The organism is Sodalis sp. RH14, assembly GCF_047324285.1.
Lineage (GTDB): Bacteria > Pseudomonadota > Gammaproteobacteria > Enterobacterales > Enterobacteriaceae > Acerihabitans.
Genome location: NZ_CP178739.1, coordinates 1,138,829 through 1,163,176 on the forward strand (window position 1 = coordinate 1,138,829; position 24,348 = coordinate 1,163,176).

Annotated in this window: 20 protein-coding genes; 11 read left to right on the top strand and 9 right to left on the bottom strand. The window is 55.4% G+C overall.

Features of this window, described 5'->3' with window-relative positions:
* The first annotated feature begins 1 nt into the window (after window position 1).
* Window positions 2–970 carry a protein translocase subunit SecF gene (gene secF, locus ACL2XQ_RS05020; RefSeq protein ID WP_410016213.1) on the top strand — a complete coding sequence of 323 codons (969 nt, stop codon included), beginning with the start codon at window positions 2–4 and terminating at the stop codon, window positions 968–970.
* A 79-nt stretch (window positions 971–1,049) separates the two neighbouring features.
* On the opposite strand, the gene ACL2XQ_RS05025 is transcribed toward secF, so the two are convergent.
* The gene (locus tag ACL2XQ_RS05025) at window positions 1,050–1,640 is read right to left on the bottom strand and encodes a DUF3251 domain-containing protein (protein ID WP_410016212.1); all 591 of its coding nucleotides are present in this window, start codon (window positions 1,638–1,640) and stop codon (window positions 1,050–1,052) included.
* 176 nt (window positions 1,641–1,816) lie between these two features.
* Here ACL2XQ_RS05025 and nrdR point away from each other — a divergent pair, with 176 nt between their 5' ends.
* The 6 genes from nrdR to pgpA all read left to right on the top strand — a co-directional run bounded on the left by nrdR (window position 1,817) and on the right by pgpA (window position 5,959).
* Window positions 1,817–2,266 carry a transcriptional regulator NrdR gene (gene nrdR, locus ACL2XQ_RS05030; protein WP_410016211.1) on the top strand — a complete coding sequence of 150 codons (450 nt, stop codon included), beginning with the start codon at window positions 1,817–1,819 and terminating at the stop codon, window positions 2,264–2,266.
* A gap of 10 nt (window positions 2,267–2,276) precedes the next feature.
* Window positions 2,277–3,410 (top strand): bifunctional diaminohydroxyphosphoribosylaminopyrimidine deaminase/5-amino-6-(5-phosphoribosylamino)uracil reductase RibD, encoded by a 1,134-nt coding sequence (gene ribD / locus ACL2XQ_RS05035; RefSeq protein WP_413731197.1) that lies wholly within the window; start codon window positions 2,277–2,279, stop codon window positions 3,408–3,410.
* Window positions 3,411–3,494: 84 nt separating this feature from the next.
* Window positions 3,495–3,965, top strand: coding sequence for a 6,7-dimethyl-8-ribityllumazine synthase (ribE, locus tag ACL2XQ_RS05040; protein ID WP_413730863.1), 471 nt, complete (start codon window positions 3,495–3,497; stop codon window positions 3,963–3,965).
* A gap of 15 nt (window positions 3,966–3,980) precedes the next feature.
* Window positions 3,981–4,400 carry a transcription antitermination factor NusB gene (gene nusB / locus ACL2XQ_RS05045; RefSeq protein ID WP_162367690.1) on the top strand — a complete coding sequence of 140 codons (420 nt, stop codon included), beginning with the start codon at window positions 3,981–3,983 and terminating at the stop codon, window positions 4,398–4,400.
* A 71-nt stretch (window positions 4,401–4,471) separates the two neighbouring features.
* Complete coding sequence (gene thiL, locus ACL2XQ_RS05050; RefSeq protein WP_413722249.1) at window positions 4,472–5,449, top strand: thiamine-phosphate kinase; 978 nt, start codon at window positions 4,472–4,474, stop codon at window positions 5,447–5,449.
* Between the two features lie 15 nt (window positions 5,450–5,464).
* Entirely contained in the window at window positions 5,465–5,959 is a 495-nt protein-coding gene (gene pgpA, locus ACL2XQ_RS05055; protein WP_410016608.1) for a phosphatidylglycerophosphatase A, read from the top strand.
* Between the two features lie 145 nt (window positions 5,960–6,104).
* Here the strand turns inward: pgpA and ACL2XQ_RS05060 are convergent, their stop codons facing one another.
* A complete protein-coding gene (locus ACL2XQ_RS05060) occupies window positions 6,105–7,079 on the bottom strand; it encodes an aldo/keto reductase (protein WP_413722250.1) in 975 nt (324 codons plus the stop codon).
* Between the two features lie 216 nt (window positions 7,080–7,295).
* Between ACL2XQ_RS05060 and ACL2XQ_RS05065 the strand changes: the two genes are divergently transcribed.
* Window positions 7,296–8,552, top strand: coding sequence for a dicarboxylate/amino acid:cation symporter (locus ACL2XQ_RS05065; protein ID WP_413722251.1), 1,257 nt, complete (start codon window positions 7,296–7,298; stop codon window positions 8,550–8,552).
* Window positions 8,553–9,242: 690 nt separating this feature from the next.
* On the opposite strand, the gene dxs is transcribed toward ACL2XQ_RS05065, so the two are convergent.
* Genes dxs through xseB form a run of 3 tightly spaced genes read right to left on the bottom strand, consistent with a single transcriptional unit; the run spans window position 9,243 to window position 12,286 of the window.
* Window positions 9,243–11,105: a 1-deoxy-D-xylulose-5-phosphate synthase gene (dxs, locus tag ACL2XQ_RS05070; protein WP_413740109.1), complete on the bottom strand. Its 1,863-nt coding sequence runs from the start codon at window positions 11,103–11,105 to the stop codon at window positions 9,243–9,245.
* A 38-nt stretch (window positions 11,106–11,143) separates the two neighbouring features.
* Window positions 11,144–12,040: a (2E,6E)-farnesyl diphosphate synthase gene (gene ispA / locus ACL2XQ_RS05075; protein WP_413722252.1), complete on the bottom strand. Its 897-nt coding sequence runs from the start codon at window positions 12,038–12,040 to the stop codon at window positions 11,144–11,146.
* Window positions 12,041–12,043: 3 nt separating this feature from the next.
* Window positions 12,044–12,286, bottom strand: a complete 243-nt coding sequence (gene xseB / locus ACL2XQ_RS05080) for an exodeoxyribonuclease VII small subunit (RefSeq protein WP_410016203.1) — start codon at window positions 12,284–12,286, stop codon at window positions 12,044–12,046.
* A 229-nt stretch (window positions 12,287–12,515) separates the two neighbouring features.
* Between xseB and thiI the strand changes: the two genes are divergently transcribed.
* Entirely contained in the window at window positions 12,516–13,964 is a 1,449-nt protein-coding gene (gene thiI / locus ACL2XQ_RS05085; protein WP_413722254.1) for a tRNA uracil 4-sulfurtransferase ThiI, read from the top strand.
* Window positions 13,965–14,048: 84 nt separating this feature from the next.
* Here the strand turns inward: thiI and yajL are convergent, their stop codons facing one another.
* The gene (gene yajL / locus ACL2XQ_RS05090) at window positions 14,049–14,636 is read right to left on the bottom strand and encodes a protein deglycase YajL (protein ID WP_413740110.1); all 588 of its coding nucleotides are present in this window, start codon (window positions 14,634–14,636) and stop codon (window positions 14,049–14,051) included.
* On the bottom strand, window positions 14,596–15,513 hold the full coding sequence (gene panE, locus ACL2XQ_RS05095; protein WP_410016200.1) for a 2-dehydropantoate 2-reductase: 918 nt from the start codon (window positions 15,511–15,513) through the stop codon (window positions 14,596–14,598). The genes yajL and panE overlap by 41 nt, the downstream gene beginning before the upstream one ends.
* A gap of 196 nt (window positions 15,514–15,709) precedes the next feature.
* Here panE and ACL2XQ_RS05100 point away from each other — a divergent pair, with 196 nt between their 5' ends.
* A complete protein-coding gene (locus ACL2XQ_RS05100; RefSeq protein WP_331122703.1) occupies window positions 15,710–16,201 on the top strand; it encodes a YajQ family cyclic di-GMP-binding protein in 492 nt (163 codons plus the stop codon).
* A gap of 598 nt (window positions 16,202–16,799) precedes the next feature.
* Window positions 16,800–21,845, top strand: coding sequence for an RHS repeat-associated core domain-containing protein (locus ACL2XQ_RS05105; RefSeq protein WP_413740111.1), 5,046 nt, complete (start codon window positions 16,800–16,802; stop codon window positions 21,843–21,845).
* A 79-nt stretch (window positions 21,846–21,924) separates the two neighbouring features.
* Here the strand turns inward: ACL2XQ_RS05105 and ACL2XQ_RS05110 are convergent, their stop codons facing one another.
* Together ACL2XQ_RS05110 and cyoE are read right to left on the bottom strand one after the other, a co-directional pair.
* Window positions 21,925–23,289, bottom strand: a complete 1,365-nt coding sequence (locus ACL2XQ_RS05110) for an MFS transporter (RefSeq protein ID WP_413740112.1) — start codon at window positions 23,287–23,289, stop codon at window positions 21,925–21,927.
* A 162-nt stretch (window positions 23,290–23,451) separates the two neighbouring features.
* Entirely contained in the window at window positions 23,452–24,342 is an 891-nt protein-coding gene (gene cyoE / locus ACL2XQ_RS05115; RefSeq protein WP_410016197.1) for a heme o synthase, read from the bottom strand.
* Between the last annotated feature and the right edge of the window lie 6 nt (window positions 24,343–24,348).

Here is a 24,348-nt window from a genome sequence, read left to right on the forward strand (position 1 = left end):
TGTGGCTCAGCAACATAGTGTTGAAGATTTGAATTACGGCCGTAGAGTCTATGACTTTATGCGCTGGGATTATGTGGCGTTCAGTATCTCGATTACGCTGCTGGTCATCTCGATCGCCATCATGTCGGTCAGGGGGTTTAACTGGGGCCTGGATTTCACCGGCGGTACGGTGATTGAACTGAACCTGGAGAAAACCGTCGATCTGGACGCCATGCGCGACGCGCTGGAGAAAGCCGGTTTCAAGGAGCCGCTGATCCAAAACTTCGGCAGCAGCCGCGATGTGATGGTGCGCATGCCGCCGGTGCAGGATGGCGCGGGTCAGGAACTGGGCAATAAAGTGCTCGGCGTGATCAACCAGACCTTCGAGCAGAACGCCGTAGTCAAACGCATCGAATTCGTCGGGCCGAGCGTGGGCAACGATCTGGCGCAGGCCGGCGGCATGGCGCTGCTGGTGGCGCTGATCTCCATCCTGATTTACGTCGGCATCCGCTTCGAATGGCGCCTGGCGCTGGGGGCGGTGCTGGCGCTGGCCCATGACGTGGTGATCACCATGGGGGTGCTGTCGCTGTTCCACGTGGAAATCGACCTGACCATTATCGCCTCGCTGATGTCGGTCATCGGTTATTCGCTTAACGACAGCATCGTGGTCTCGGATCGTATTCGTGAAAACTTCCGCAAGATCCGCCGCGGCAGTTCTTATGAAATCATCAACGTGTCCCTGACCCAGACCTTAAGCCGGACCATCATGACGTCGGCCACCACGCTGATGGTGGTGCTGATGCTGTTTATCTTTGGCGGTCCGATATTGGAAGGCTTCTCGCTGACCATGCTTATCGGCGTTTCCATCGGTACGGTTTCCTCCATCTATGTGGCTTCCGCCCTGGCGCTGAAGCTGGGAATGAAGCGCGAACACATGATGCAGCAGAAAGTCGAGAAAGAGGGCGCCGATCAGCCTTCGCTGCTGCCATAAAAGGCGCTGCCGGCATGACATTCAGGAACCCCGCAGCAGCGGGGTTTTTTTATGGCCGTTTACCGGCGGGCGGGCGCGGCTACTGCCGCGACAGTGGTTTTACCGCATCGGGGGCGGGCGGTGTCTCGGGGGCGTTGCGGATGATATCGCGCAGGCGGACAAAGCCCACCTGTTCCGGCGTCAGGCCGCTGAGCCGCAGCTCAAGCGTGGCTTCCGGTTTCGGCAGCAGGGAAGCCGGCACCACGATCGGCTGGCTAAGCGTATCGGCGGTCAGCGGCTTGCCGGAGGCGGGATCCACCTGGCCCCAATCGACCACCGCATGGAACGGGGGCAGCGCCGAACCGTCCGCGGTGCGGATGCTCAGCAGCGCCCGCGACCCGTTGGCCTCGGTTTCCACCGCGCCCAGGCTGACCTGCAGCCTGCCGATAGCGCTGTCCACCTGCGCCGCGGCCTGCGCCGCCGGATAGAGATAAACGCCGCTGGTGGACTGCTCATTGAGCGCGTTTTGCTGCATCAGCGCCGAGGCCTGATCGTTGAGGTATTGCAGGCGCTGGTTAAGCTGGCCGATTTCCTTTTTCAATTCGGGGATTTTAGGGTTCGGTTGTTGCGCGCAACCCGCAAGGGACAGCAGGGCGAGGGTGGCGTAAAGCGAACGATAACTGATTGTCATAGCAACAGTTTCCTTTTTCTGTCAGTTAAATACAGCTTAGCCCGGAACACGCGGAAAGTCATGAAATGTTAGCAGGCGGGGATACCGAATCCCGCGGTTACCGGCGGCGGCCCTCTTTGTTGTCGGCGCGGTTCGCGCTAAACTACCTTATCCGTTTCAGCCGCGCAGGACGCCTTATGCATTGTCCCTTTTGTTCCGCAGTCGATACCAAGGTCATTGATTCCCGCCTGGTGGGTGAAGGCTCCCAGGTCCGGCGCCGGCGCCAGTGCCTGGTCTGCAATGAGCGCTTTACCACCTTTGAGGTGGCGGAGCTGGTCCTGCCCCGGGTTATCAAGAGTAACGAGATCCGCGAGCCCTTTAATGAAGACAAGCTGCGCGGCGGATTCCTGAAAGCGTTGGAAAAGAGGCCGGTAAATTCCGACGACGTCGAAATGGCTATCAACCATATCAAATCCCAGCTGCGCGCGACCGGGGAACGGGAAGTCCCGAGTAAAATGGTCGGCAACCTGGTGATGGACGCCCTGAAAAAACTCGACAAAGTGGCGTATATCCGTTTTGCCTCGGTATACCGCAGTTTTGAGGATGTACGCGAATTTGGCGAAGAAATCGCCCGCCTCCAGGATTAAGGACCACGCTATGCCGCTTGATGAACTCTACATGGCGCGCGCGCTGGAGCTGGCGCGGCGCGGCCGCTTTACCACCGCGCCCAATCCCAACGTCGGCTGCGTCATTGCGCGCGACGGGCATATTGTCGGCGAGGGCTACCATCTGCGCGCCGGCGAGCCCCATGCCGAAGTCCATGCCCTGCGCATGGCGGGCGACGCGGCGCGCGGCGCCACCGCCTACGTTACCCTTGAGCCCTGCAGCCATCACGGCCGCACGCCGCCTTGCGCCGACGCGCTGGTGGCGGCCGGGGTGGCGCGGGTGGTGGTGGCGATGCAAGATCCCAATCCCCAGGTTGCCGGGCGCGGCATGTATCTCCTGCGCCAGGCCGGCGTATCGGTTGAGCACGGTCTGATGATGAAGGATGCCGAGGCGCTGAATCCGGGGTTTCTCAAACGCATGCGCACCGGTTTTCCCTATGTGCAGCTCAAGCTTGCCGCCTCCCTTGACGGCCGTACCGCCATGGCCTCGGGTGAAAGCCAGTGGATAACCTCGCCCCAGGCCCGCCGGGATGTGCAGGTTTTCCGCGCCCAGGCCGGCGCCATTTTATCCAGCGCCGCCACGGTATTGGCAGACGATCCCGCCCTCACGGTGCGTTGGGACTCACTGCCGCCGAGCATTCGCGAGATGTATCCCCAGGCATCGCTGCGCCAGCCGTTACGGGTGGTTATCGATAGCCGGAATCGGGTTACGCCCCGGCATCGTCTGGTGGCCCAGGCCGGACAGACCGTGCTCGCCCGTCTGCGGCCCGATTCGCAGCCATGGCCACAGGACGTCGAACAGCTGACGGTGCCCGCCGCCGCAGGCGCGCCGGGCGGAACGGCGCATATCGATATCGTGGCGCTGCTGATGTTGCTGGCCCGGCGCCAGGTAAACAGCCTGTGGGTCGAGGCCGGCGCTTCGCTTGCCGGCGCCTTGCTTGACGCCGGGGTGGTGGATGAACTGATCGTCTACCTGGCGCCCAGGCTGCTCGGCGCCGGCGCGCGCGGGTTATGCGACCTGCCGGGACTGGAGACATTGGCGCAGGCGCCGGCGTTTGACTTTACCGACCTGTGCCAGGTCGGGCCGGATATCCGCCTGCGGCTTAAACCGCGCCACGGGCAGTAATTGGCCCGAGCAGCGGGCAAAAGAATATGTTAGAATCCGCCCCCTTGTGGGCAATTACCGCCATTTGTCAATTGAAGGAAAGCCATGAACGTTATTGAAGGTGTTGTCGCCACTCCGGATGCCCGCATAGCGATTGCGATTGCGCGCTTTAACCACTTCATCAATGACAGCCTGCTGGAAGGCGCTATTGATGCCCTCAAGCGTATCGGCCAGGTGAAAGACGACAATATCACCGTAGTCTGGGTACCGGGCGCCTACGAGCTGCCGCTGGCAACCCGCGCATTGGCCAATAGTAAAAAATTTGACGCCGTGGTGGCGCTTGGCACGGTAATCCGTGGCGGCACCGCGCATTTTGAATATGTCGCCGGCGAGTGCAGCTCCGGTTTATCAGACGTCGCCATGAGCAGTGAGCTGCCCGTGGCCTTCGGCGTGCTGACGACGGAAAGCATTGAACAGGCAATAGAACGGGCCGGCACCAAAGCCGGCAACAAAGGTGCGGAAGCAGCGTTGACCGCACTGGAAATGATTAACGTACTGAAAGCTATCAAAGCGTAAGTAAAGGGGAAATTCGTGAAACCTGCTGCTCGTCGCCGTGCCCGTGAATGTGTCGTTCAGGCGCTTTACTCATGGCAGTTATCTCATAACGATATCGCGGATATTGAAGTCCAGTTCCTCGCGGAGCAGGATGTCAAGGATGTGGATATCGCTTATTTTCGCGAGCTGTATACCGGTACGGCGACGCATGCAGCGGAGCTGGATCAGCTTATGGCACCCTACCTTTCACGTCAGCTTGACGAGTTGGGCCATGTGGAGCGCGCCATTTTGCGCCTGGCGCTGTATGAATTAAGCAAGCGCCTGGACGTGCCGTATAAAGTGGCCATCAATGAGGCGATTGAGCTGGCCAAGACCTTCGGCGCGGAAGAAAGCCATAAGTTTGTCAACGGCGTGCTGGACAAAGCGGCCCCGCATATCCGTCCCAACAGGAAGTAACGTTTTTCCGGCCGGTTCTCCGGCCGCGGCCCTTTTCCGCAATAACATAGACAACACTATTTGGATAGGTTATGGCCTGTGGCGAATTTGACCTTATTGCCCGCTATTTCAATCGCGTAAGAAGCGTTCGGCGCGATGTGGTACTGGGCATCGGCGATGATTGTGCACTGCTGTCGGTTGATGAAAAACGACTGATAGCGGTCAGCACCGATACCCTGGTGGCGGGTATTCACTTTTTGCCGGATATCTCTCCCGCCGACCTAGGTTATAAATCCCTGGCGGTAAATCTCAGCGACCTGGCCGCCATGGGCGCCGATCCCGCCTGGCTGTCGCTCGCCCTCACCTTGCCCGACGTTGATGAATCCTGGCTGGCCGCCTATAGCGACAGCCTGTATGAACAGCTGGATTATTACGGCATGCAGCTGATCGGCGGCGATACCACGCGCGGTCCGCTCAGCCTGACGCTGACCATCCATGGGCTGATCCCCGCGGGGCGCGCCATCACCCGTTCGGGCGCGCGCATCGGCGATTGGATCTACGTCACCGGTACCCTGGGCGACAGCGCCGCCGGCCTGGCTATCCTGCAAAACCGGCTTGATGTCGATTCGCCGCGGGACCGCCAATACCTGCTGGGGCGCCACCTGCGTCCCCAGCCGCGCATCCTGCAAGGGCAGGCGCTGCGCGATCTGGCCAGTTCGGCGATCGATATCTCCGACGGCCTCGTCTCCGACCTGCGGCATATCCTCGACAGGAGCGAATGCGGCGCGCGCATCCATTTGGACGATCTGCCTTATTCCACCGCCCTGCGACGCCACGCCACGCCGGAGCAGGCGTTGCGCTGGGCCCTGGGCGGCGGCGAAGATTACGAACTCTGCTTTACCGTGCCCGAAATAAACCGCGGCGCGCTCGATGTCGCCTTAGGCCATACCGGCGCCGATTTTACCTGCATCGGCCAGATTGGGCCGCGTAGCGAAGGCCTGCAATTATTGCGCGATAATCAGCCGGTCACGTTCGATTGGCAAGGTTTTGACCATTTTAATCAGGAGTAAGCCATGACCATGGAAATGGCCCTTGCCAAAGGGCGGGTAAGGCTGCGCAATCCCTGGCACCTGCTGGCCACCGGATTCGGCAGCGGATTGTTTCCCTGGATGCCCGGCACCGCCGGCTCCCTGGCGGCAATCCCCTTATGGTGCCTGATAATCCAGCTTCCCTGGCAGCTCTACTCCCTGGTGGTCATGTTAAGCATCTGCCTGGGCGTTTATGCCTGTCACCAGACCGCCAGGGATATGCGCGTGCACGATCACGGCTGCCTGGTCTGGGATGAATTCGTCGGCATGTGGATTACGCTGATGGCCTTGCCGGTCAACGACTGGCGTTGGGTAGCGGCGGCCTTTGTGCTGTTTCGCGTGCTGGACATCTGGAAACCCTGGCCGATCCGCTGGTTCGATCGGGAGGTGCATGGCGGCATGGGGATCATGATTGATGACATCGTGGCCGGTATTATCGGCGCCGGCATAATTTTCGCCGTGGGCCATTACTGGCCGCTGTTCCTGACCTGATGTATCGGTACGCCTGGCGCCGGCATGAACCCGATACGTCGGTGGAGGCTACCGGCATGGGGCGGCGAATCCGCCGGGCGGCATCAGGACGGTACCCCGCCCATGGCGGGCGGGGTTGGCCGCCGGTTAGCCCACCGGCGGCGGATCATTGAAAACCGACCGGATAATGCGGGGCGTAGGCGGTTTCCAGCTCGGCAATGTCCTGCTCATCCAGGATAACGTCCAGGGCGCCGACCAGGTCGTCAAGCTGTTCGGCGCGTGACGCGCCGACGATCGGCGCGGTAACCGCCGGTTTGCTCAGCACCCACGCCAGCGCCACCTGCGCCCGCGACACGCCCTTGCTGTCGGCGATGGCCGCCACGCGTTCGGCTATGCGGGCGTCGGCGTCGGCGCTGTTATCATAGAGCGCCTTGCTGACCAGGTCCGACGCTTCCCGCGCGGTGGTTTCGCCCCAGGGGCGGGTCAGCCTGCCGCGCGCCAGGGGGCTCCAGGGTAGCACCGCGATCCCCTCGGCCCGGCACAGGGGGTGCATTTCACGCTCCTCCTCGCGCTGGATCAGGTTGTATTGATCCTGCATGCTGACAAAACGGGTCCAGCCATGCAAATCGGCGGTATACAAGGCGCGGGCAAACTGCCAGGCGTACATCGACGACGCGCCGATAAACCGCGCCTTGCCGGATTGCACCACGTCGTGCAGCGCCTCCAGCGTCTCCTCCAGCGGCGTGTCGTAGTCCCAACGGTGGATCTGCAGCAGATCGACATAGTCGGTGCCGAGGCGGGAGAGACTGTCGTCGATGGATTGCAGGATATTGGCGCGCGACAGGCCGCCCGACAGATTGCTCATGGGGAAAAAGACCTTGGTGGCGAGAACGATGTCCTCGCGCCGCGCGAAATCGTTTAACGCCCGCCCGACGATTTCCTCGCTGCTGCCGTCCGAATAGCTGTTGGCGGTATCGAAGAAATTAATACCCAGCTCCAGCGCCTGCTTTATCAACAGCCGTGAGCTTTCCTCGGGCAGGGTCCAGGCATGCTTGCCCCTTGTGGGTTCGCCAAAGGTCATACAACCCAGGCACAGGCGGGATACGCGAAGATCGGTCTTGCCAAGCGTGGTAAACTGCATGTTTTTCTCCTGAGGGTGATGTTAATCATTACATTATAGTCAGATTGTTATGGGCGGCGGGGTGATTGCCATCCAGCCCCCGGGCCGGCAAACCCATTAATGCGGTTTTCCTTGACCCATTGCATGGAATCTTACCTCTTCATTAAGGATGATTGTGCGACTTACTCTCAACCCCTCGTCACTATAAACGCGTAGTACATTGAACACCGGGAAATTATGTCTAAATCTAATAAGTTAACAACCTTTATCCTGGCCTTTATGCTGCTGGGCATCGTCATGGGCGCCCTGGTGCACCAGTTTGCCAGCGCGGAGAATGCGCACGCCTATGCGGACAATATTGCATTATTAACCGACATCTTTCTGCGCCTGATTAAGATGGTCATTGCGCCGCTGGTATTTACCACGCTGACGGTAGGCATCATGAATATGGGCGATACTTCGGCCATCGGCGCCCTGGGCGGCAAAGCCTTTCTCTGGTTTATCTCGTCCTCCGTGGTGTCCATTTTGCTCGGGCTGACGGTGGTCACCCTCATGCAGCCCGGCGCCGGCCTTAACCTGCAAATCCCCGCCCAGGCGGTGGATACCGGCCTTGCCGCCAGCGGCATGTCGTTCAAGACCTTTATTGCCCATACCTTCCCCACCAGCATCGTTGACGCCATGGGGCATAACGAAATTCTGCAAATCGTGGTGTTTTCGTTATTCTTCGGCATCGCCGGGGCGTCGCTGGGGGAGAAATTCAATAAACCGCTGGCGGACGGACTGAACGTGGTCTCCCATATCATGCTGAAGGTGACGGGCTATGTGATGTATATGGCGCCGCTCGCCATCTTTGCCGCCGTGTCGTCGGTTATCGCCAACGAAGGGTTGGGCATCCTGAAAAGCTACGCGTCGTTTATCGGCGGCTATTACCTGGCCATCGCGCTGTGCTGCGTGCTGATGATAGGGTTCTGTTACCTGGTGTTGAAATCCGCCACGTTTCGCCTGCTGAGCATGCTGAAAGAGCCGGTGATCCTGGCGTTCACCACCAGCAGCTCCGAGGCCGCCTATCCCAAGACCCTCGAGCAGCTGCGGCGTTTCGGCTGCCCGAACAATATCGCCTCGTTTGTGCTGCCGCTGGGGTATTCGTTTAATCTGGTGGGGTCGATGATCTACTGCTCGTTTGCCGCCATGTTTATCGCCCAAGCCTATAACATCCGGCTCACCGGCGCGGAAATCACCATGCTGATGCTGACCCTGATGCTGGCGTCCAAAGGCATTGCCGGCGTGCCGCGCTCGGCGCTGGTGGTGCTGGCGGCCACCATTCCAAGTTTTAATATCCCGGTGGCGGGTATCCTGCTGTTGATGGGTATCGACCATGTGCTGGATATGGGACGCTCAGGCATCAACGTCCTGGGCAACGGTATCGCCACCGCCATGCTGTCGCGTCCGGAAACGGAGCCTGAAGCATCGGGCGAATGGCAGGAAAATCACTGAAAAATAGCCCGCCACCACCGCGCTTAAAGCAGACGTGTTCAAGGGAGAGCGTGCCAATGGGGTCGAATCGGGCGTGATTTTCCCGCCCGACCGAGCGCCCCATGGCGCGGTATGCCCGCCACCACCGCGCTTAAAGCAGACGTGTTCAAGGGAGAGCGCGCCGATGGGGTCGAATCGGGCGTAATTTTCCCGCCCGACCGAGCGCCCCATGGCGCGGTATGCCCGCCACCACCGCGCTTAAAGCAGACGTGTTCAAGGGAGAGCATGCCGATGGGGTCGAATCGGGCGTGGTTTTTTCGCCCGACCGAGCGCCCCATGGCGCGGTATGCCCGCCGGCACCGCGCTTAAAGCAGACGTGTTCAAGGGAGAGCGTGCCAATGGGGTCGAATCGGGCGTGGTTTTTTCGCCCGACCGAGCGCCCCATGGCGCGGTATGCCCGCCACCACCGCGCTTAAAGCAGACGTGTTCAAGGGAGAGCATGCCGATGGGGTCGAATCGGGCGTGGTTTTTTCGCCCGACCGAGCGCCCCATGGCGCGGTATGCCCGCCACCACCGCGCTTAAAGCAGACGTGTTCAAGGGAGAGCATGCCGATGGGGTCGAATCGGGCGTGGTTTTTTCGCCCGACCGAGCGCCCCATGGCACGGTAGGCCCGCCGGCACCGGGCTTACCTAAGGCGCCGCGCCAAACCCTCAGGCCAGCCAGCGCTCAATCCGGGCTTGGATCCCGGCGCTGTCCAGCCCGAGCGCGGCGCGCATTTCCTCCTGGCTGCCCTGCGGGATAAACCGATCGGGCAGGCCGATATTCAAGACCGGCACCAGCAGCCGCTGGTGCATCAGGAATTCATTCACGCCGCTGCCGGCGCCGCCCATGACGGCGTTCTCCTCCAGCGTCACCAGCGCTTCGTGGCTGGCGGCCAGTTCCTCGATAAGACTTTCATCCAGCGGTTTAACAAAACGCATGTCCACCAGGGTGGCGTTTAGCGCGTCGGCGACGACGCGCGCGTCGGCCAGCAGGGTGCCGAAGTTAAGGATGGCGATCTTTTCGCCCTGGCGGCGGATGATCCCCTTGCCGATGGCCAGCGGCGCCAGCGGCGCCAGCGCCGCGCCGGTACCGCTGCCGCGTGGATAACGCACCGCCGACGGCCCGTCCTGATAGTGATAACCGGTATGCAGCATCAGCCGGCATTCGTTTTCATCGCTCGGCGTCATGATAACCATGTGGGGCACGCAGCGCAGGAAGGATAAATCAAACGCGCCCTGGTGGGTCGGCCCGTCGGCGCCGACGATGCCGCAGCGATCGATGGCGAACAATACCGGCAAACGCTGGATGGCCACGTCATGGATCAGCTGATCGTAGGCGCGCTGCAAAAAGGTGGAGTAAATGGCCACTACCGGTTTATAACCGCCGATGGCCAGGCCCGCGGCGAAGGTCACGGCATGTTGTTCCGCGATGGCCACGTCGAAATACTGGCCGGGGTACTGCCGCGAAAAGCGCACCATGCCCGAGCCTTCGCGCATGGCGGGGGTGATTGCCATCAGTTTATCGTCAGCCGCCGCCGTCTCGCACAGCCAGTTGCCGAAAATCGCCGAATAAGTGGGCAGCCCGCCGGCGCTTTTGGGCAGGGTACCGGTCTCGGGATCAAATTTCGGCACCGCATGCCAGCTGATGGGATCTTTCTCCGCCGGGGCGTACCCCTTGCCTTTTTTGGTCATGATATGCAGGAACTGGGGGCCTTTCATGGCGCGCATGTTTTTCAGCGTATGCACCAGTCCCAGTACATCGTGCCCGTCCACCGGGCCGATATAGTTGAATCCCAGTTCCTCGAACAGCGTACCGGGCACCACCATGCCCTTGATATGTTCCTCGGTGCGCTTGACCAGCTCCTTAATGGGCGGAATGCCGGACAGCACCCGCTTGCCTCCCTCGCGCAGGGTAGAGTACAGCTTGCCGGAAAGAATCTGCGCCAGATGGTTGTTCAGCGCGCCGACGTTTTCGGAGATCGACATTTCGTTATCATTGAGGATCACCAGCAGGTCCGACTTGATATCCCCCGCATGGTTCATCGCCTCGAACGCCATGCCGGCGGTAATGGCGCCGTCGCCGATGACGCACACGGTACGGCGCCCTTTGCCTTCATGTCCGGCGGCCACCGCCATGCCGAGCCCGGCGCTGATGGAGGTGGAGGAGTGGCCGACCGACAGCACGTCATAGTCGCTTTCGCCGCGCCAGGGAAAAGGATGCAGGCCGTCTTTCTGGCGAATGGTGCCGATCTGGTCGCGGCGTCCGGTCAGGATTTTGTGCGGATAGGCCTGGTGGCCGACATCCCACACCACATGATCAAACGGGGTGTTATAGACATAATGCAGCGCAACGGTAAGTTCCACGGTACCCAGACCCGAGGCGAAATGGCCGCTTGAGCGGCTGACGCTGTCCAGCAGGAACCGCCTCAGCTCGTCGCAGAGCCTCACTAAACTCTCTTTCGGCAGCAGCCGCAGCTCGGCGGGTACTTCGGCTAAGGCCAACGTCGGGTACTTCGTCAGATCAATACTCATCGGATACTCATATCTGGGATGGAAAAAGACGCTTTTTTTTACTTATCGCGTTCAATGACAAACCGTGCCAGCGCGTTCAGGGCCGACGTATCATAACCCAGGCTTTCGACATGCGTTAAAGCCGCCAATGACTCCTGGATCAGATCATGTGCCTTGGCGCGCGCGTTATCAAGCCCCAGCAGCGCCGGGTAGGTGCTTTTGCCCAGCTGTTGATCCGCGCCCTGGCGTTTACCAAGCGTCGCGGTATCGCCCACCACGTCGAGAATATCGTCCTGGACCTGGAACGCCAGGCCGATGGCGGCGGCATAACGATCGAGGAAGGACAGGGCCGCACGGCCCGGTTCCCCGGCCGCCAGCGCGCCCATGGTTACCGCCGAGCGGATCAGCGCGCCGGTCTTATAACGGTGAATGGTCTCGAGATCCGCCAGGTTGACCGGCGTCACTTCCGCCGCCAAATCCTGCGCCTGGCCGAGGCACATGCCGGCCGCGCCGCTGGCCTGGGCCAGCGCCGAGATCATCGCCAGGCGATCCCGCGTCGCCACCGACGGCATCGGCGCGTCGGCCAGAATGGAAAACGCCAGGGCTTGCAGCGCGTCCCCGGCCAGGATGGCGGTGGTTTCACCAAATTTAATATGGCAGGTCGGTTGACCGCGCCGCAGGTCGTCGTCGTCCATTGCCGGCAGGTCGTCATGGATGAGGGAATACGCGTGGATGCATTCCACCGCCGCCGCCGGCGCGTCCAGGTCCGCCAAAGGCAGGCCGAACAGCTGGCCGGTACGGTAAACCAGGAACGGCCGCAGGCGCTTGCCGCCCAGTAACGCGCCGTGGCGCATGGCCTGGGTCAGCGGTTCCCGGGGATCCAGGGAAGCGAAAAACCGGTCCAGCGCCCCGTCGACCCGCAGATGGCAGGCCTTTAGCTGCAGCGCGAACTCCATGGTTTATTCCGCGTCCGGGGTAAACGGCGTCAGCGGCGCAGTGTTCTCGTCGCTAAGCAATATCTGCACCCGCTGCTCCGCCTGCTGCAAGGTCTGCTGGCCGTGGCGCGCCAGCTGCACGCCCTGTTCAAATGCGTTCAGCGCCTCTTCCAGCGGAAGCTCGCCTGATTCCAGGCGGGTGACAATCTGTTCCAATTCTTTTAGTGCAGTTTCAAAACTGGCGGGCTGTTCGGTTTTTTTCGGCATAACGATTTTTTCACCAACGTAAAGGGCATGGCATATGAAAACAGACAACGTTAGCCCAGAGTGCGATGATAAGCAAATTGGGCTCAATGCCGCGGCGTAAAGTGATATACTGCGCGCCTCGGATGCTAAGGGTAATATCCAGGCGTACTGCGCCGGATTATCCCTATCTTATTATATGACGTGTTCCGCTACGTTACCTTTTTCTTCTGATCACATAACGACTATCGCCATGAAGTTTATCATCAAACTGTTTCCGGAAATTACGATAAAAAGCCAGTCGGTACGGTTGCGCTTTATTAAAATTCTCGCCAGCAATATCCGCAACGTCATGAAACATTATGACGAGTCCCTGACGGTGGTGCGTCATTGGGATCATATCATCGTACGCGCCAAGGACGAGAGCAAGCGCCCGGTTATCTGCGAGGCGCTGACCCGTATTCCCGGCATCCATCATATCCTGGCGGTGGAAGAACACACCTATACGGATATGCACGACATTTATGTGCAGACGCTGGCGCAGTACCACGACCGGCTGGTGGATAAAACATTTTGCGTGCGCGTAAAACGCCGCGGCACCCATGAATTTACTTCGCAGGATGTGGAACGCTACGTCGGCGGCGGCCTGAACCAGAACGTGTCCGGCACCCGCGTGCGGCTCAACCATCCCGAAGAAACCATCCACCTGGAAATCGAAGACGATCGCCTGCTGCTTATCACCGCGCGCTATGAAGGCATTGGCGGATTCCCTATCGGTACCCAGGAAGATGTGCTGTCGCTGATTTCCGGCGGTTTCGATTCCGGCGTTTCCAGCTATATGCTGATGCGCCGCGGCTGCCGGGTGCATTACTGCTTCTTTAACCTGGGCGGCGCGGCGCATGAAATCGGCGTGCGCCAGGTGGCGCATCATCTCTGGAACCGCTACGGCAGTTCCCACCGGGTGCGGTTTATCGCCATTGATTTTGCCGCCGTGGTGGGCGAAATCCTGGAAAAAGTCGATGACGGCCAAATGGGCGTGGTGCTCAAGCGCATGATGATCCGCGCGGCATCGGAAATGGCGGAACGCTTCGGCATCCAGGCGCTGGTGACCGGTGAAGCCCTGGGGCAGGTCTCCAGCCAGACCCTCACCAACCTGCGCCTGATCGATAACGTCTCCGATACGCTGGTGCTGCGGCCGCTGATTTCCCATGATAAAGAGCAGATCATCAATACGGCGCGCGCCATCGGCACCGAGGAATTCGCCAAAACCATGCCGGAATATTGCGGCGTAATTTCTAAAAGTCCGACGGTCAGGGCCGTAAAGCATCGTATCGAGCAGGAAGAAGCGCATTTTGACTTCAGCGTGCTCGAACGGGCGGTGGCGGAGGCCAGCAGCATCGATATCCGCGAAATCATCGAGCAGACCCGCCAGGATGTGGAGGAAGTGGAAACCGCGGCCGACGTCGGCGGCAATGATATCGTGCTGGATATCCGTCCGGTGGACGAGCAGGAAAGCCAGCCGCTGCTGATGGACAACATCGTGGTCCAGGCGCTGCCGTTCTATAAGCTCGGCACCCAGTTCGGCACGCTTGACCAGAGCAAGTCCTATCTCCTGTACTGCGAGCGGGGCGTCATGAGCCGGCTGCAGGCGCTGTACCTGCGCGAGCAGGGCTTTCACAACGTCAAGGTTTACCGGCCTTAAAGCCGCGTCCCGGCCGTTTGCCGTACGCTAAATACGGCAAACGGCAAGCGTGTTCGCCATCGCCGTCCGGGATCCCGGCGTGAGTTACCCGGCGAAATCCCGTATGCCCGCAGGCAGCACCAGCTGCGCCGCCACTTCCGCCGCTTTGCTGCCGCCCAGTAGCAGCCCGATAATATGCAAGGCAAACTCCATCGCCGTACCCGGACCCTGGCTGGTCAGCAGGTTCGCCGTTTTATCGTAAACGACCCGCTCGTCCCGCCATTGCGACGCCGGGATCCGGTCTTTCAACGCCGGGAACCCCGTTAACGCGGCATCAGGAAACAGGCGATGATGTACCAGCACCAACGCCGGCGCCGCGCAGATGGCGGCAATCAGTCTGCCGGCGCGACTTGCCAGGCGCAGGCAATCAATCAGCGCCGCGCTGTCGCGCAGGGCCTCGGCGCCCTTGACTCCGCCCGGCAGGACGATAACGTCGAACGCCCGGCCGGCCACCGTCGCCAGCGGGGCATCGGCCAGCAGCCGTACCCCGCGCGAGCAGACAATCCCATGGCTCGCGTTGCCCACGCCCGCCACCGTTACCTCAATGCCGGCCCTGACCAGGAGATCGATCACGGTCACCGCTTCGGTTTCTTCACTCCCAGTCGCCAGACATACCATCGCCGAGACGCCCATAGTGGTCCTCCTTCTGTTTGATCAGCTCATACAAGCGCTGGTTTTCCGGTACGCTCAGGCCATGTACCCGCGCCCGCCGCACCAGGTAACCATTAATATAGTCAATCTCGGTATGACGCTGGGCGCGAATATCCTGCAGCATCGACGACGTATTGCCCGCGGTGCTTTTAATGGTTTGCCCAACGTAAAACAGCAGGCTTTCATAAGAAGTATGGTATCCCTCGCGATCCATGACCATCGCCACTTCGCGGCACAGCGCTTCGATCTGATCGATATACTGTTCTATCTCGCCGTTACGGCACTCATAGGCCGCCGTCAGCGGGTTGATGACACAGTTGGCGGCCAGTTTAAGCCAGCAGGAAGCGGCGATATTGTTATGCCAGGCCACATCCGGCAACGCCTCGTGCAGCTTTTCCGCCAGGTGGCTGATGGACTGCGCGTTTTCCGTCAGCGGGCCGATACGGGTGGTACCGTTATAGACATGGATAATGCTGCCGCTCTCGCTGCGATAAGCCGCGTGGGTGGTGATGCCCTGCAACAACGGCTGGGTAAGCGCAGGCAGCTCTTCGCGGGTGCCCAGGCCGTTATGCAGCAATAAAATGGCGCAGTCCGCCCTGAGCTGCGGCAACAGCGTGCGGATGGCGCCGGAAACCTGCCAGGCTTTCAGCGTCACCAGCAAGAGATCACTCCCGGACAAAAGCGCGGCGTTGTTGGCGGGCAACTGATGCCGCACGTTCTCCCCCAGGGGCGTCACCACATCCACCGTACAAGACGACTGCGGCACGCGCAGCCATCCCTGGACGTTGTGCCCCTGGCTCACCAGTCCGGCCAGCCACAACTGGCCGATGGCGCCACACCCGAGAACGGTAATATTCATGTTTTAACCTTTGCTATGCATTAAGCCAACCAGCGCCTGCCTGCGCGTAGATTGCTCTGATTATAGACATATTCGCTGCCTATCAAGGGCCGTTTTAGGCCTATTCATTTTTTTGCCGACGCCGCGGACAGTATTTTGTATCTGGCAAACCAAGCGGGTATGATGCTAACCAAAGAATGGCAGCCGGAGACACATTATGCCCTCATTTGACATCGTTTCAGAAATAGATATGCAGGAAGTTCGCAACGCGGTGGAGAATGCCAGCCGCGAGCTCACCACCCGCTGGGATTTTCGCAACGTACCGGCAAGTTTTGAGCTCAATGAAAAAAACCAAAGCATCACCGCCACCAGCGAATCCGATTTCCAGGTGCAGCAACTGGTCGAGATCCTGCGGGAAAAATTGGCCAAACGCGGTATTGAGGGCGGGGCGATAGAGCTGCCGGACGAGATGGCGCGCAGCGGCAAAACCTATAGCGTCGAGGCCAAGCTCAAGCAAGGCATCGAATCCACCCTGGCCAAGAAGCTGGTGAAACTGATCAAAGACAGCAAGCTGAAGGTACAGGTGCAAATCCAGGGCGAGCAGGTACGGGTTACCGGCAAATCCCGCGATGATTTGCAGGGCGCCATGGCGCTGGTCAAAGGCGGAGAGCTGGGCCAGCCGTTTCAGTTTACTAATTTTCGCGATTAAGTGCTGGGCTGACGGCAGGGCGACTTGCCCATTTTAATCTATATAACTTAATAAGATAGGCGTCTGTTATTAAATAGAGCGGGCGCGGTTTTTAGTTTTAGCGTATCAAAAAATGCCGCCTGAATACCCTTTTTTGCATAATCAATGCATGCCTATTGAAATGAATCCCTCTGTTTGCTATCACTATGGGGAATAGATATCTTTGTAGAGGAACGAGTAATATTAATTAAAAAGTCACTCTATGTAAAATTTATAACATATCTGTTTATATAACATAAATGTATGCATTGATTTTACAGTGATCTTCTTTAGCGTTTTTAACTTAACAGAAAATTATTTAAACGATTGGTGGCATTAATGTGTGAAGTCTAACGCCAAGGCTTAATGTCGTTTTGGCGTGGGCATCACAATGCTTTCCCCAAGAGTTAGCGAGTCGACAGTATTTATATGCTTTAAGCCTTATTTCTTAATTTCTATAAATTTTTTCACGCGGGAATAAATGATTATACCTTTCTCACATTACGCGAAAAGTACTTATACCGTTTGTTACTCACTGTGAAAAATTTGTCATAATAGCAACAGTAGGTGAGGTGTCATCATGAGTAGACAATTTTCATCCCAGGCATTTAATTATAGCGATGCCAATCAAACCACGGTCAATCCGCGTACCGGCATGTTTAATGTTTATTTGCCCTTAGTGAACTTGGTGGGCAATGCGGGATTAGGGCCCGTTTTCCAGGTCGCGCTCAGCTATAATGGGTTTGGTAGCTTTAATTATGGTTTTGGCTTAGGATTTCATCTTGGCTATTCTTATTATGATACTGCCTATGGGATTTTAGTACTGAGTTCAGGTGAACAATATAGTGTCATCGAAACCCCACAAGGCATTGAGGTGATACAAAAAAAACTGACTAACTTCCATTTTGTTAGAACAGAAAACGGTTATCGGATTATATGGAAAAATGGCATAGTGGAAGAATTAGGCAGCCCGCAAAAGATGGACACGTTCAAAGTTGTCCTGAGGATTTACAACCCTTTTGGTTTAATGTTGATGTTTCAATGGGATATTGTCGACTCCAATACGATGCCTAAGTTGACTTCCATAGTCGACAATGATTTTGGGACCTTAAGAATTGATTATTTCAATCAAAGTGGTCTCCCCGAAGATCGGCTTACTTTAATAACTGCCTGGCCGGGCACCCAAGAATCTATTTCGTTCGCATTACGATTTGATGACCATAATAGTCTTAGCGAAGTGTTGACCTTAAGCGAAAACGAAATATTGGCGAGTTCCGAATTTGAATATACTAATTTTCTTCATTACCGCTTACTTACAAAAATGCATGCCGATCCTGATATTACGTATGAAATAACCTATGAAGATAGCGCAACGGTCTTCCCTACTAGCGCGTATTTACCGGCATTACCGAGAGTATCGAAAAAGGTAACAAGCATCGGCGGTAAAACTCCCCTCATCACCAGCAACTACACCTACTCTTTATCCAATTTTCTTGGCGGTCACTCCCCTGAACAATTTTGGGTACACTATCGTGACTATCTGCTTGAGCATAGTCAGTATCTTTTTGATTATCAATACTATCAACATGAAGAATATACAAACGGTGCTGATACCATTAGTATTCGATATGTATTTGATGTATTGCATAATGATATAGAAGTGATAAAAACGGTAACGCGTGACTCAAAAAGCTATGTCACTAAAAAAGAAACTGTGTTTAATTCTAATTTGACAGAGCCTTTTGATGCCCAGCCCAGTCAATATCAGCTGGCGTCCACTCAAAAAATAACCTACATATCTCCGGATAAAATCACCAGGGTGGAAACTACCGAAACGCGCTACGACGAAGGCGGCAACCTAGTTTGGCAGCAAAATCCCGATGGTATGATTATCGAAAATGAATATTATCAGAATAATAAGGAGCATCCAGAGACATTAGATCCCTGGGGGTTTGTACGCTATTTATATAAACAAACCATCAAACCTTCTAGTCGGGAATTTATTACTGAATATACAGTGACAGTACATGAATATGAAAGTTTTCCCTCAATAGATAATGCACCGGCCGCCTGGTCCATTGTTCCGAAAAAAAGCCACTTTTATGCCCATGAATCGGTGAAATCAGAAGAGGTACTTATCACCAGCGAGGAACTATTCTATATAAGCAGCCCTCTTAACAACAACCCAATGCATGGCAGGCTAGAACGGAGGGTCAAAACGTTTATCGATGGCGATCACAGCTATCCCGCCACCACACAATTTACCTATTTCTTGTCGGGTGTTATTTTAGTCATATCCAGGGATGACACCGGCTATGATGGCCTAGCCTATGCCACCGCCAGCAGAACCTCTTCTTGCACCGGACGCGTGCTGTCAGAAGTCGATGCGCAAAACAGTCAACACAATTATGACTATGATTTGTTGGGCCGTTTAATCCGGCACACGCAAAATCCCGGCACCGCCTATCAACGTATAAGCACACTAGATTACTACATAGAGAGAAACTGTGACGGTAATTTTGGGGTGACAACCACCACCGATGCTTCCGGCAATAAGATACGCAGCTGGTTTGATGGTCTAGGAAGGCCAGTTAAAAAGGCATCCAATAATATTGATCGCGCCGAAAGCGATGAATGGTTTGAGATCGAAAGTAAGGAATATAATGCTATTAGCCAGGTTTTATCTAATACCCTGACTGACCACTTTGTTCCCACACCTGATGAAATAGAAGAAAGCGTAAGTATTACAGCTACCATGGAATATGAACCTTGGGGAAATGTCAGCGTGATAAGACGCAGTGACGGAACCCATGAGGAAATACAGTTTGATCCGATTAAACTTCAGGCAACCTTGAAAAAATACAGTTCCACCGATCCTAATAAAAAACTTGGCGATATCAGGATCGATTTTAATATAGGGATGCAACCGCTAAAAAAATCATGTATTAGTCTTGATGGCAGCGTTTATTCTGAAACTAGCTCAAGATATGATGGCTACGGCTTGCTGCGTGAGTACAAAGACGAAAAAGGCTATGTCACCCATTACGAATATGATGCGTTTCATAGGCAAGTTATGGTAGGTTTGCCTGATAAAAATGCAACTTTACGAAAGTATGCCGTCCATACTGATAAACCCTGCGTAACCGAAGTTAGTGTACAAGATATACAGGAAAACGTGACGATATTAGGCACTCAGGCATTCGATAGTTTGGGACGTTTGAAGGAGTCCGTTTCTGGCGGGCGCAGATATACTTATGAATATATTGGTGCTAATCCTAAACCTAGCGTAGTAACCACCCCGGCGGGACAATCACTTGAATATCAATATATTCCAGAATTGGGCAATGTGGTCAGTTTAGTAGCCGATCGAAGTCTATACAAAGTATATTCCTGGAATACCCTGGCCGGGAAAATACAAGCTTCGACAAGTGAAAATGTTGACTATCCGGTAGGCCGGGGGCGGATTATGCAACGCTGGTTTTATTCACCTTCTGGGCAACTTGGGCAAGAAGATTTTTCTTCTGACATCAACGCTAGTATTAGATTCGATTGGACATTGTTGGGCGCTGAAAAAAAAGGTAGTCTGTCAGGGGATAATCCATCATTCACTTATGAACGTTCTTTTTGGTACTCTAAACAAACAGGTCAACAAATATTAGGTCAAAATATTAATTCTTACACTAAAACGGATTACGATGATTTTGGCCGCGTGGCCGAGTTAAACCATACCGATGGTTATGTTGATTTTTACGTTAATACCAAATTTTCCTATGATGAGTTCAGTCGTGAGTATAAACGTGAAATTGTTATGGGAGCGGATTTTCAAACCAATTTCAAGGAAACGAAACTAACAATAGAATATTTTTATGAACGAAATGGGAATATTCTTGATAAAAAGATCACTTTGGATGAAAAACTTGTAAACCATGAATTATACGAATATGACGAGTGTAACCGGCTTATTCATATGAAAAGTGAAAGCCAGGAGTTTGCCACGGATGCTTATGGTCAACAATTTGATGAACAGAATTTTTCCTACGATGCATTGAATAATATGACCCGCTGTCACACGCATTTTTTTTATGGAGATGATTATGCGGAGTTTCATTATGACAATCCGGATGATCCTACTCAATTGACCTCGGTCTCACACAGTGCTCCAGTCTATCCCCCGTTAATTTCACTCCACTATGATGCTAATGGGAGAATGGATGTGGACGAGGCGGGGCGTACATTGCAGTACGATATTCTCGGGCGGCTAGTAAAAGCCCATTCACCTGAGCATTCAGGTAATTATGATTATGATGGCATGGATCGCCTGGCAAAAGAAGAAATTGATCATCAGCCGGTGAGTAACATTATATACGAGCATAATACACCACAGTTGAAACGTGATGCTGATGCCAATGATACTGCCTGGGTTGCTAAATGGTTAAAGATATCAAGAGCCAACGGCTTTTTTGAAGACATGGCAGAAATGGCGAGAGATAGATTGCTAAATGTAGTTTTAACCGGCCGCGTAAGTTTTGACGTTACTGCCACCTTTAATACCGAACTCCATTTGTACACCCCATGGGGTTACCGTCAAACGGAGGATCCAGCCTTGCCGGGATTTAAGGGTGAGCTGCGCGATGCTATTACCGGCGCTTACCCATTGGGCAATGGCTACCGTTCATACAACCCGATTTTAATGCGCTTTAACAGCCCCGACAGCCTCAGCCCATTTGGTGCGGGGGGCATAAACCCCTACGTCTATTGCAACAATGATCCAATAAACGGCATTGATTTGGATGGTCACTTAAGCAGAAGATTAGCATTTACCGTTTTATTTAGTGTGATAGGGTTAGTGTTAGCCATACCTACCTTCGGCTACTCATTGGCGGCAGCCACCGCGGGCGTGATGGCCTTATATGGGGTGGCAGGTTTACTTGAGCTCACCTCCGCCGCGACCGGAATTGCTTCGGCTGCTTTAGAAGGATCGAATCCGCGTACATCAGCTATTCTCGGTTGGGTTTCATTAGGGACAGGCCTCGGTGGATTCGGGACATTGGCCGGTGCGGCGACGGCAGGTGCGAAGTTGTCGGTACTCGCTACTCAAAGGGCGGCATTGGCTGCTGGTGGGGAAATGTTAGGCGAAGATTTTATTATATTCAGAGGGTCGCAAAATTCCGAAAGATTAATCATTGACGCCCATGGGGCTCAACCTTTTTTTAGTAAAGATTACTTAGAAATTCCTGAAGGTACAGCTATAAGGTTTTATGGTCGAGAAGGTAGATCGCTCAGTGATCCTGGCTTAAGCAGCATCATAGATGACATGTTTTTACCACAGGATATTGCCCTTGCAGACTCAAAAGTGTTTAATTATAATATTATGCATTATCCAATCGAAGAAAGTCTGGGTATTAAAAATGATGCTTATGAGATATTATTTGAGCTTGTTCAACGAGAGAAGGTGGACGTTGCTTTCCCCATACAAAGATCTAGTCTCTTTCCACCAAATTTAAATGGTCTTTTCACTGAGCTGGAAAAGGCTGGGCTGCGCTATAAATATGTTGATGGCATCTTTTGCAGAATTAATCCATGGAATCGTTTTTTTGCGGGCACAGATTTTGCTATAAGTCGCTAAGCCTGATTTTTTGCTAACTTGAATGATCAGCACCTATATTATATTTCGTCTAGCGCACCATAGATCAAAGTAAATGTGGTCACACCATTTCTATCAGCCGCTCAAGCTCGCCGCGGCTGATTTTTTTGGTATCAATTTTGATATAAGCGCTCCGTTCGCCTTGAACCACCACCACTTCGGTTACCCCAGGCTGCGCTTTCAGTCTTTCCGCCAGCGCGCCATCTTTAACCGCCAGTTCCGACAAGGTAATCCGCAGGCTGCTGACATAAGGCGGTTCCTTAAGCGAAATGCTGATAACCCACCACATCGCCGCCAGCGCCGCGCCAAAGGTAAATACCAGCCACGCCCCATGCCATTGATACAATAATCCCCCCAGGCTGCCGCCGGCCGCCACGCCAAGAAACTGGCTGGTGGAATAGACCCCCATGGCGGTGCCCTTGTAACCCGCCGGCGCTTCTTTACTGATAAGCGAGGGCAGGATGGCCTCCATCACATTAAACGCCAGAAAAAAAATCTGGATGCCGGCAAATATCGTCCACAAATGCTGCCCCGCGGCCAGCAGCACGATTTCCGCCAGCAGCAACAGGGTAATGCAGATCATAAATACCCGCTTCATCCGCCGCTTAACCTCGGCGTAGATGATAAATGGCACTACCGCGGCAAAGGATACCAGCATGGTAATAAGATAGACTTTCCAATGATCGGCGGGCGCCAGGCCGGCCTTGGCCATCATCGGCGGCAGGGCGACGAAACTCGACATCAGCAGCGCATGCAGGCAAAAAATGCCGATATTGAGCTTAACCAGCTGGCCGTTGGCCAGCACCTTGCTAAAGCTTCCTCTGACGATGCCGGACTCGCGGTTAAGCATATGGCTATCCGCCGCCGGTACGATGGCCAGGGTGATGATGATACCCGCCAGCGCCAGCAGGGTGATTCCCCAAAACAGCGCATGCAGGCCCAGGGCATGGGTGATTATCGGCCCCAGCACCATGGCGATGGCAAAGGTGACGCCGAAGCTGACGCCGATAAACGCCATGGCTTTGGTGCGGTTCTGCTCGCGGGTTAGATCGGACAGCAGCGCCATAACGGCGGCGGCGATGGCCCCCGATCCCTGCAGCGCACGCCCTAAAATGACGCCCCAGATCGAATCGGTGAGGGCGGCGATAACGCTGCCCAGGGCAAACACCAGCAGCCCGCCGATAATCAGCGGCTTGCGGCCGACCCGGTCGGAGATCAGGCCGAAGGGTACCTGGAATAGCGCCTGCGCCAGGCCATAGATGCCGATGGCCAGCCCAATCAGGGCTTCGCTGGCGCCTTGTAATGCCATACCGTAAGTGGTCAGTACCGGTAGCACCATAAACATGCCCAGCATGCGTAACGAGAACACCGTACCCAAGCCCCAGGTGGCGCGCAGTTCGCTGCCGGTCATTTTAGTATCGTTCATTACTACCTCAAGAGAGCTACCCACATCATTTTAATGCGCCGTGCGAACCGGGTAAACGGAACGTCTTTTAACAGATGTAACAGATGGCGGCGAAAGGGTGTCGATGGCGGGGCAGGGGGCTGGCAAAACCGGGGCTTTGCCAGCCATAGGTCAATGCGGATTTTACCAGACGTACGATAACAGGCTGTTGCTGGCCGGGACCATAAAGTCCACGGACATCATCACGCTCAATGAGGTGATCGCCACGATGGAGAAAATAAACAGCTTGCGCGCCCAGACCTTGTCGTCGTTGGCCGATTTATAGCCCTGCAACGCCATGCCCAGCCACCAGACGCTGACCGCGGCCGCGACGATAAAATATTTATAGCCGGCGTAACCGCCCAGGGTCAGCATCAGCGTCGCCACCATAAACCCGATAATATACAGGGTAATATGGTTTTTGGTCACCGATATGCCGCGTTTTACCGGCAGCACCGGGATTGACGCCGCCTGGTAGTCCTTGAAACGGTAAATGGCGATGGCGTAAGAATGCGGCATTTGCCAGAGACTGAAAATCAGCAGCAGAATCAACGCGCCCATATCGAACCGGCCGCTGACGGCGCAGTAGCCGATAACCGGCGGCGCCGCGCCGGACAAACTGCCGATAAGGGTGCCATAAACTGACTTGCGCTTCATATACAGGCTATAAACGCCCACATAGACAATAAAGCCCGCCACCGCCAGCCACATGGCCAGCGGGTTGGCCGCCACGTACAGCAGCACAAAACCGGCGATACCCAACACAGTCGCGTAAACCAGGGTCACTTGCGGGGAGATAAGTCCTTTCACCAGGACCCGGTTCTTGGTCCTTTCCATTTTCTTATCAATGTCCCGGTCGATAAAGTTGTTGAAAACACAACCCGAGGCGACCACCAGCGAGACACCGATTAAGGTGGCGAAAAATAAGGCATGGTCAATTTGGCCTTTGGAGGCCAGCAAAAATCCGCCGATGACAGAAATTAAATTACCGAAAATAATTCCTGGTTTTGTTACTTGCAGGTATTGCTTAATCATCAGGAT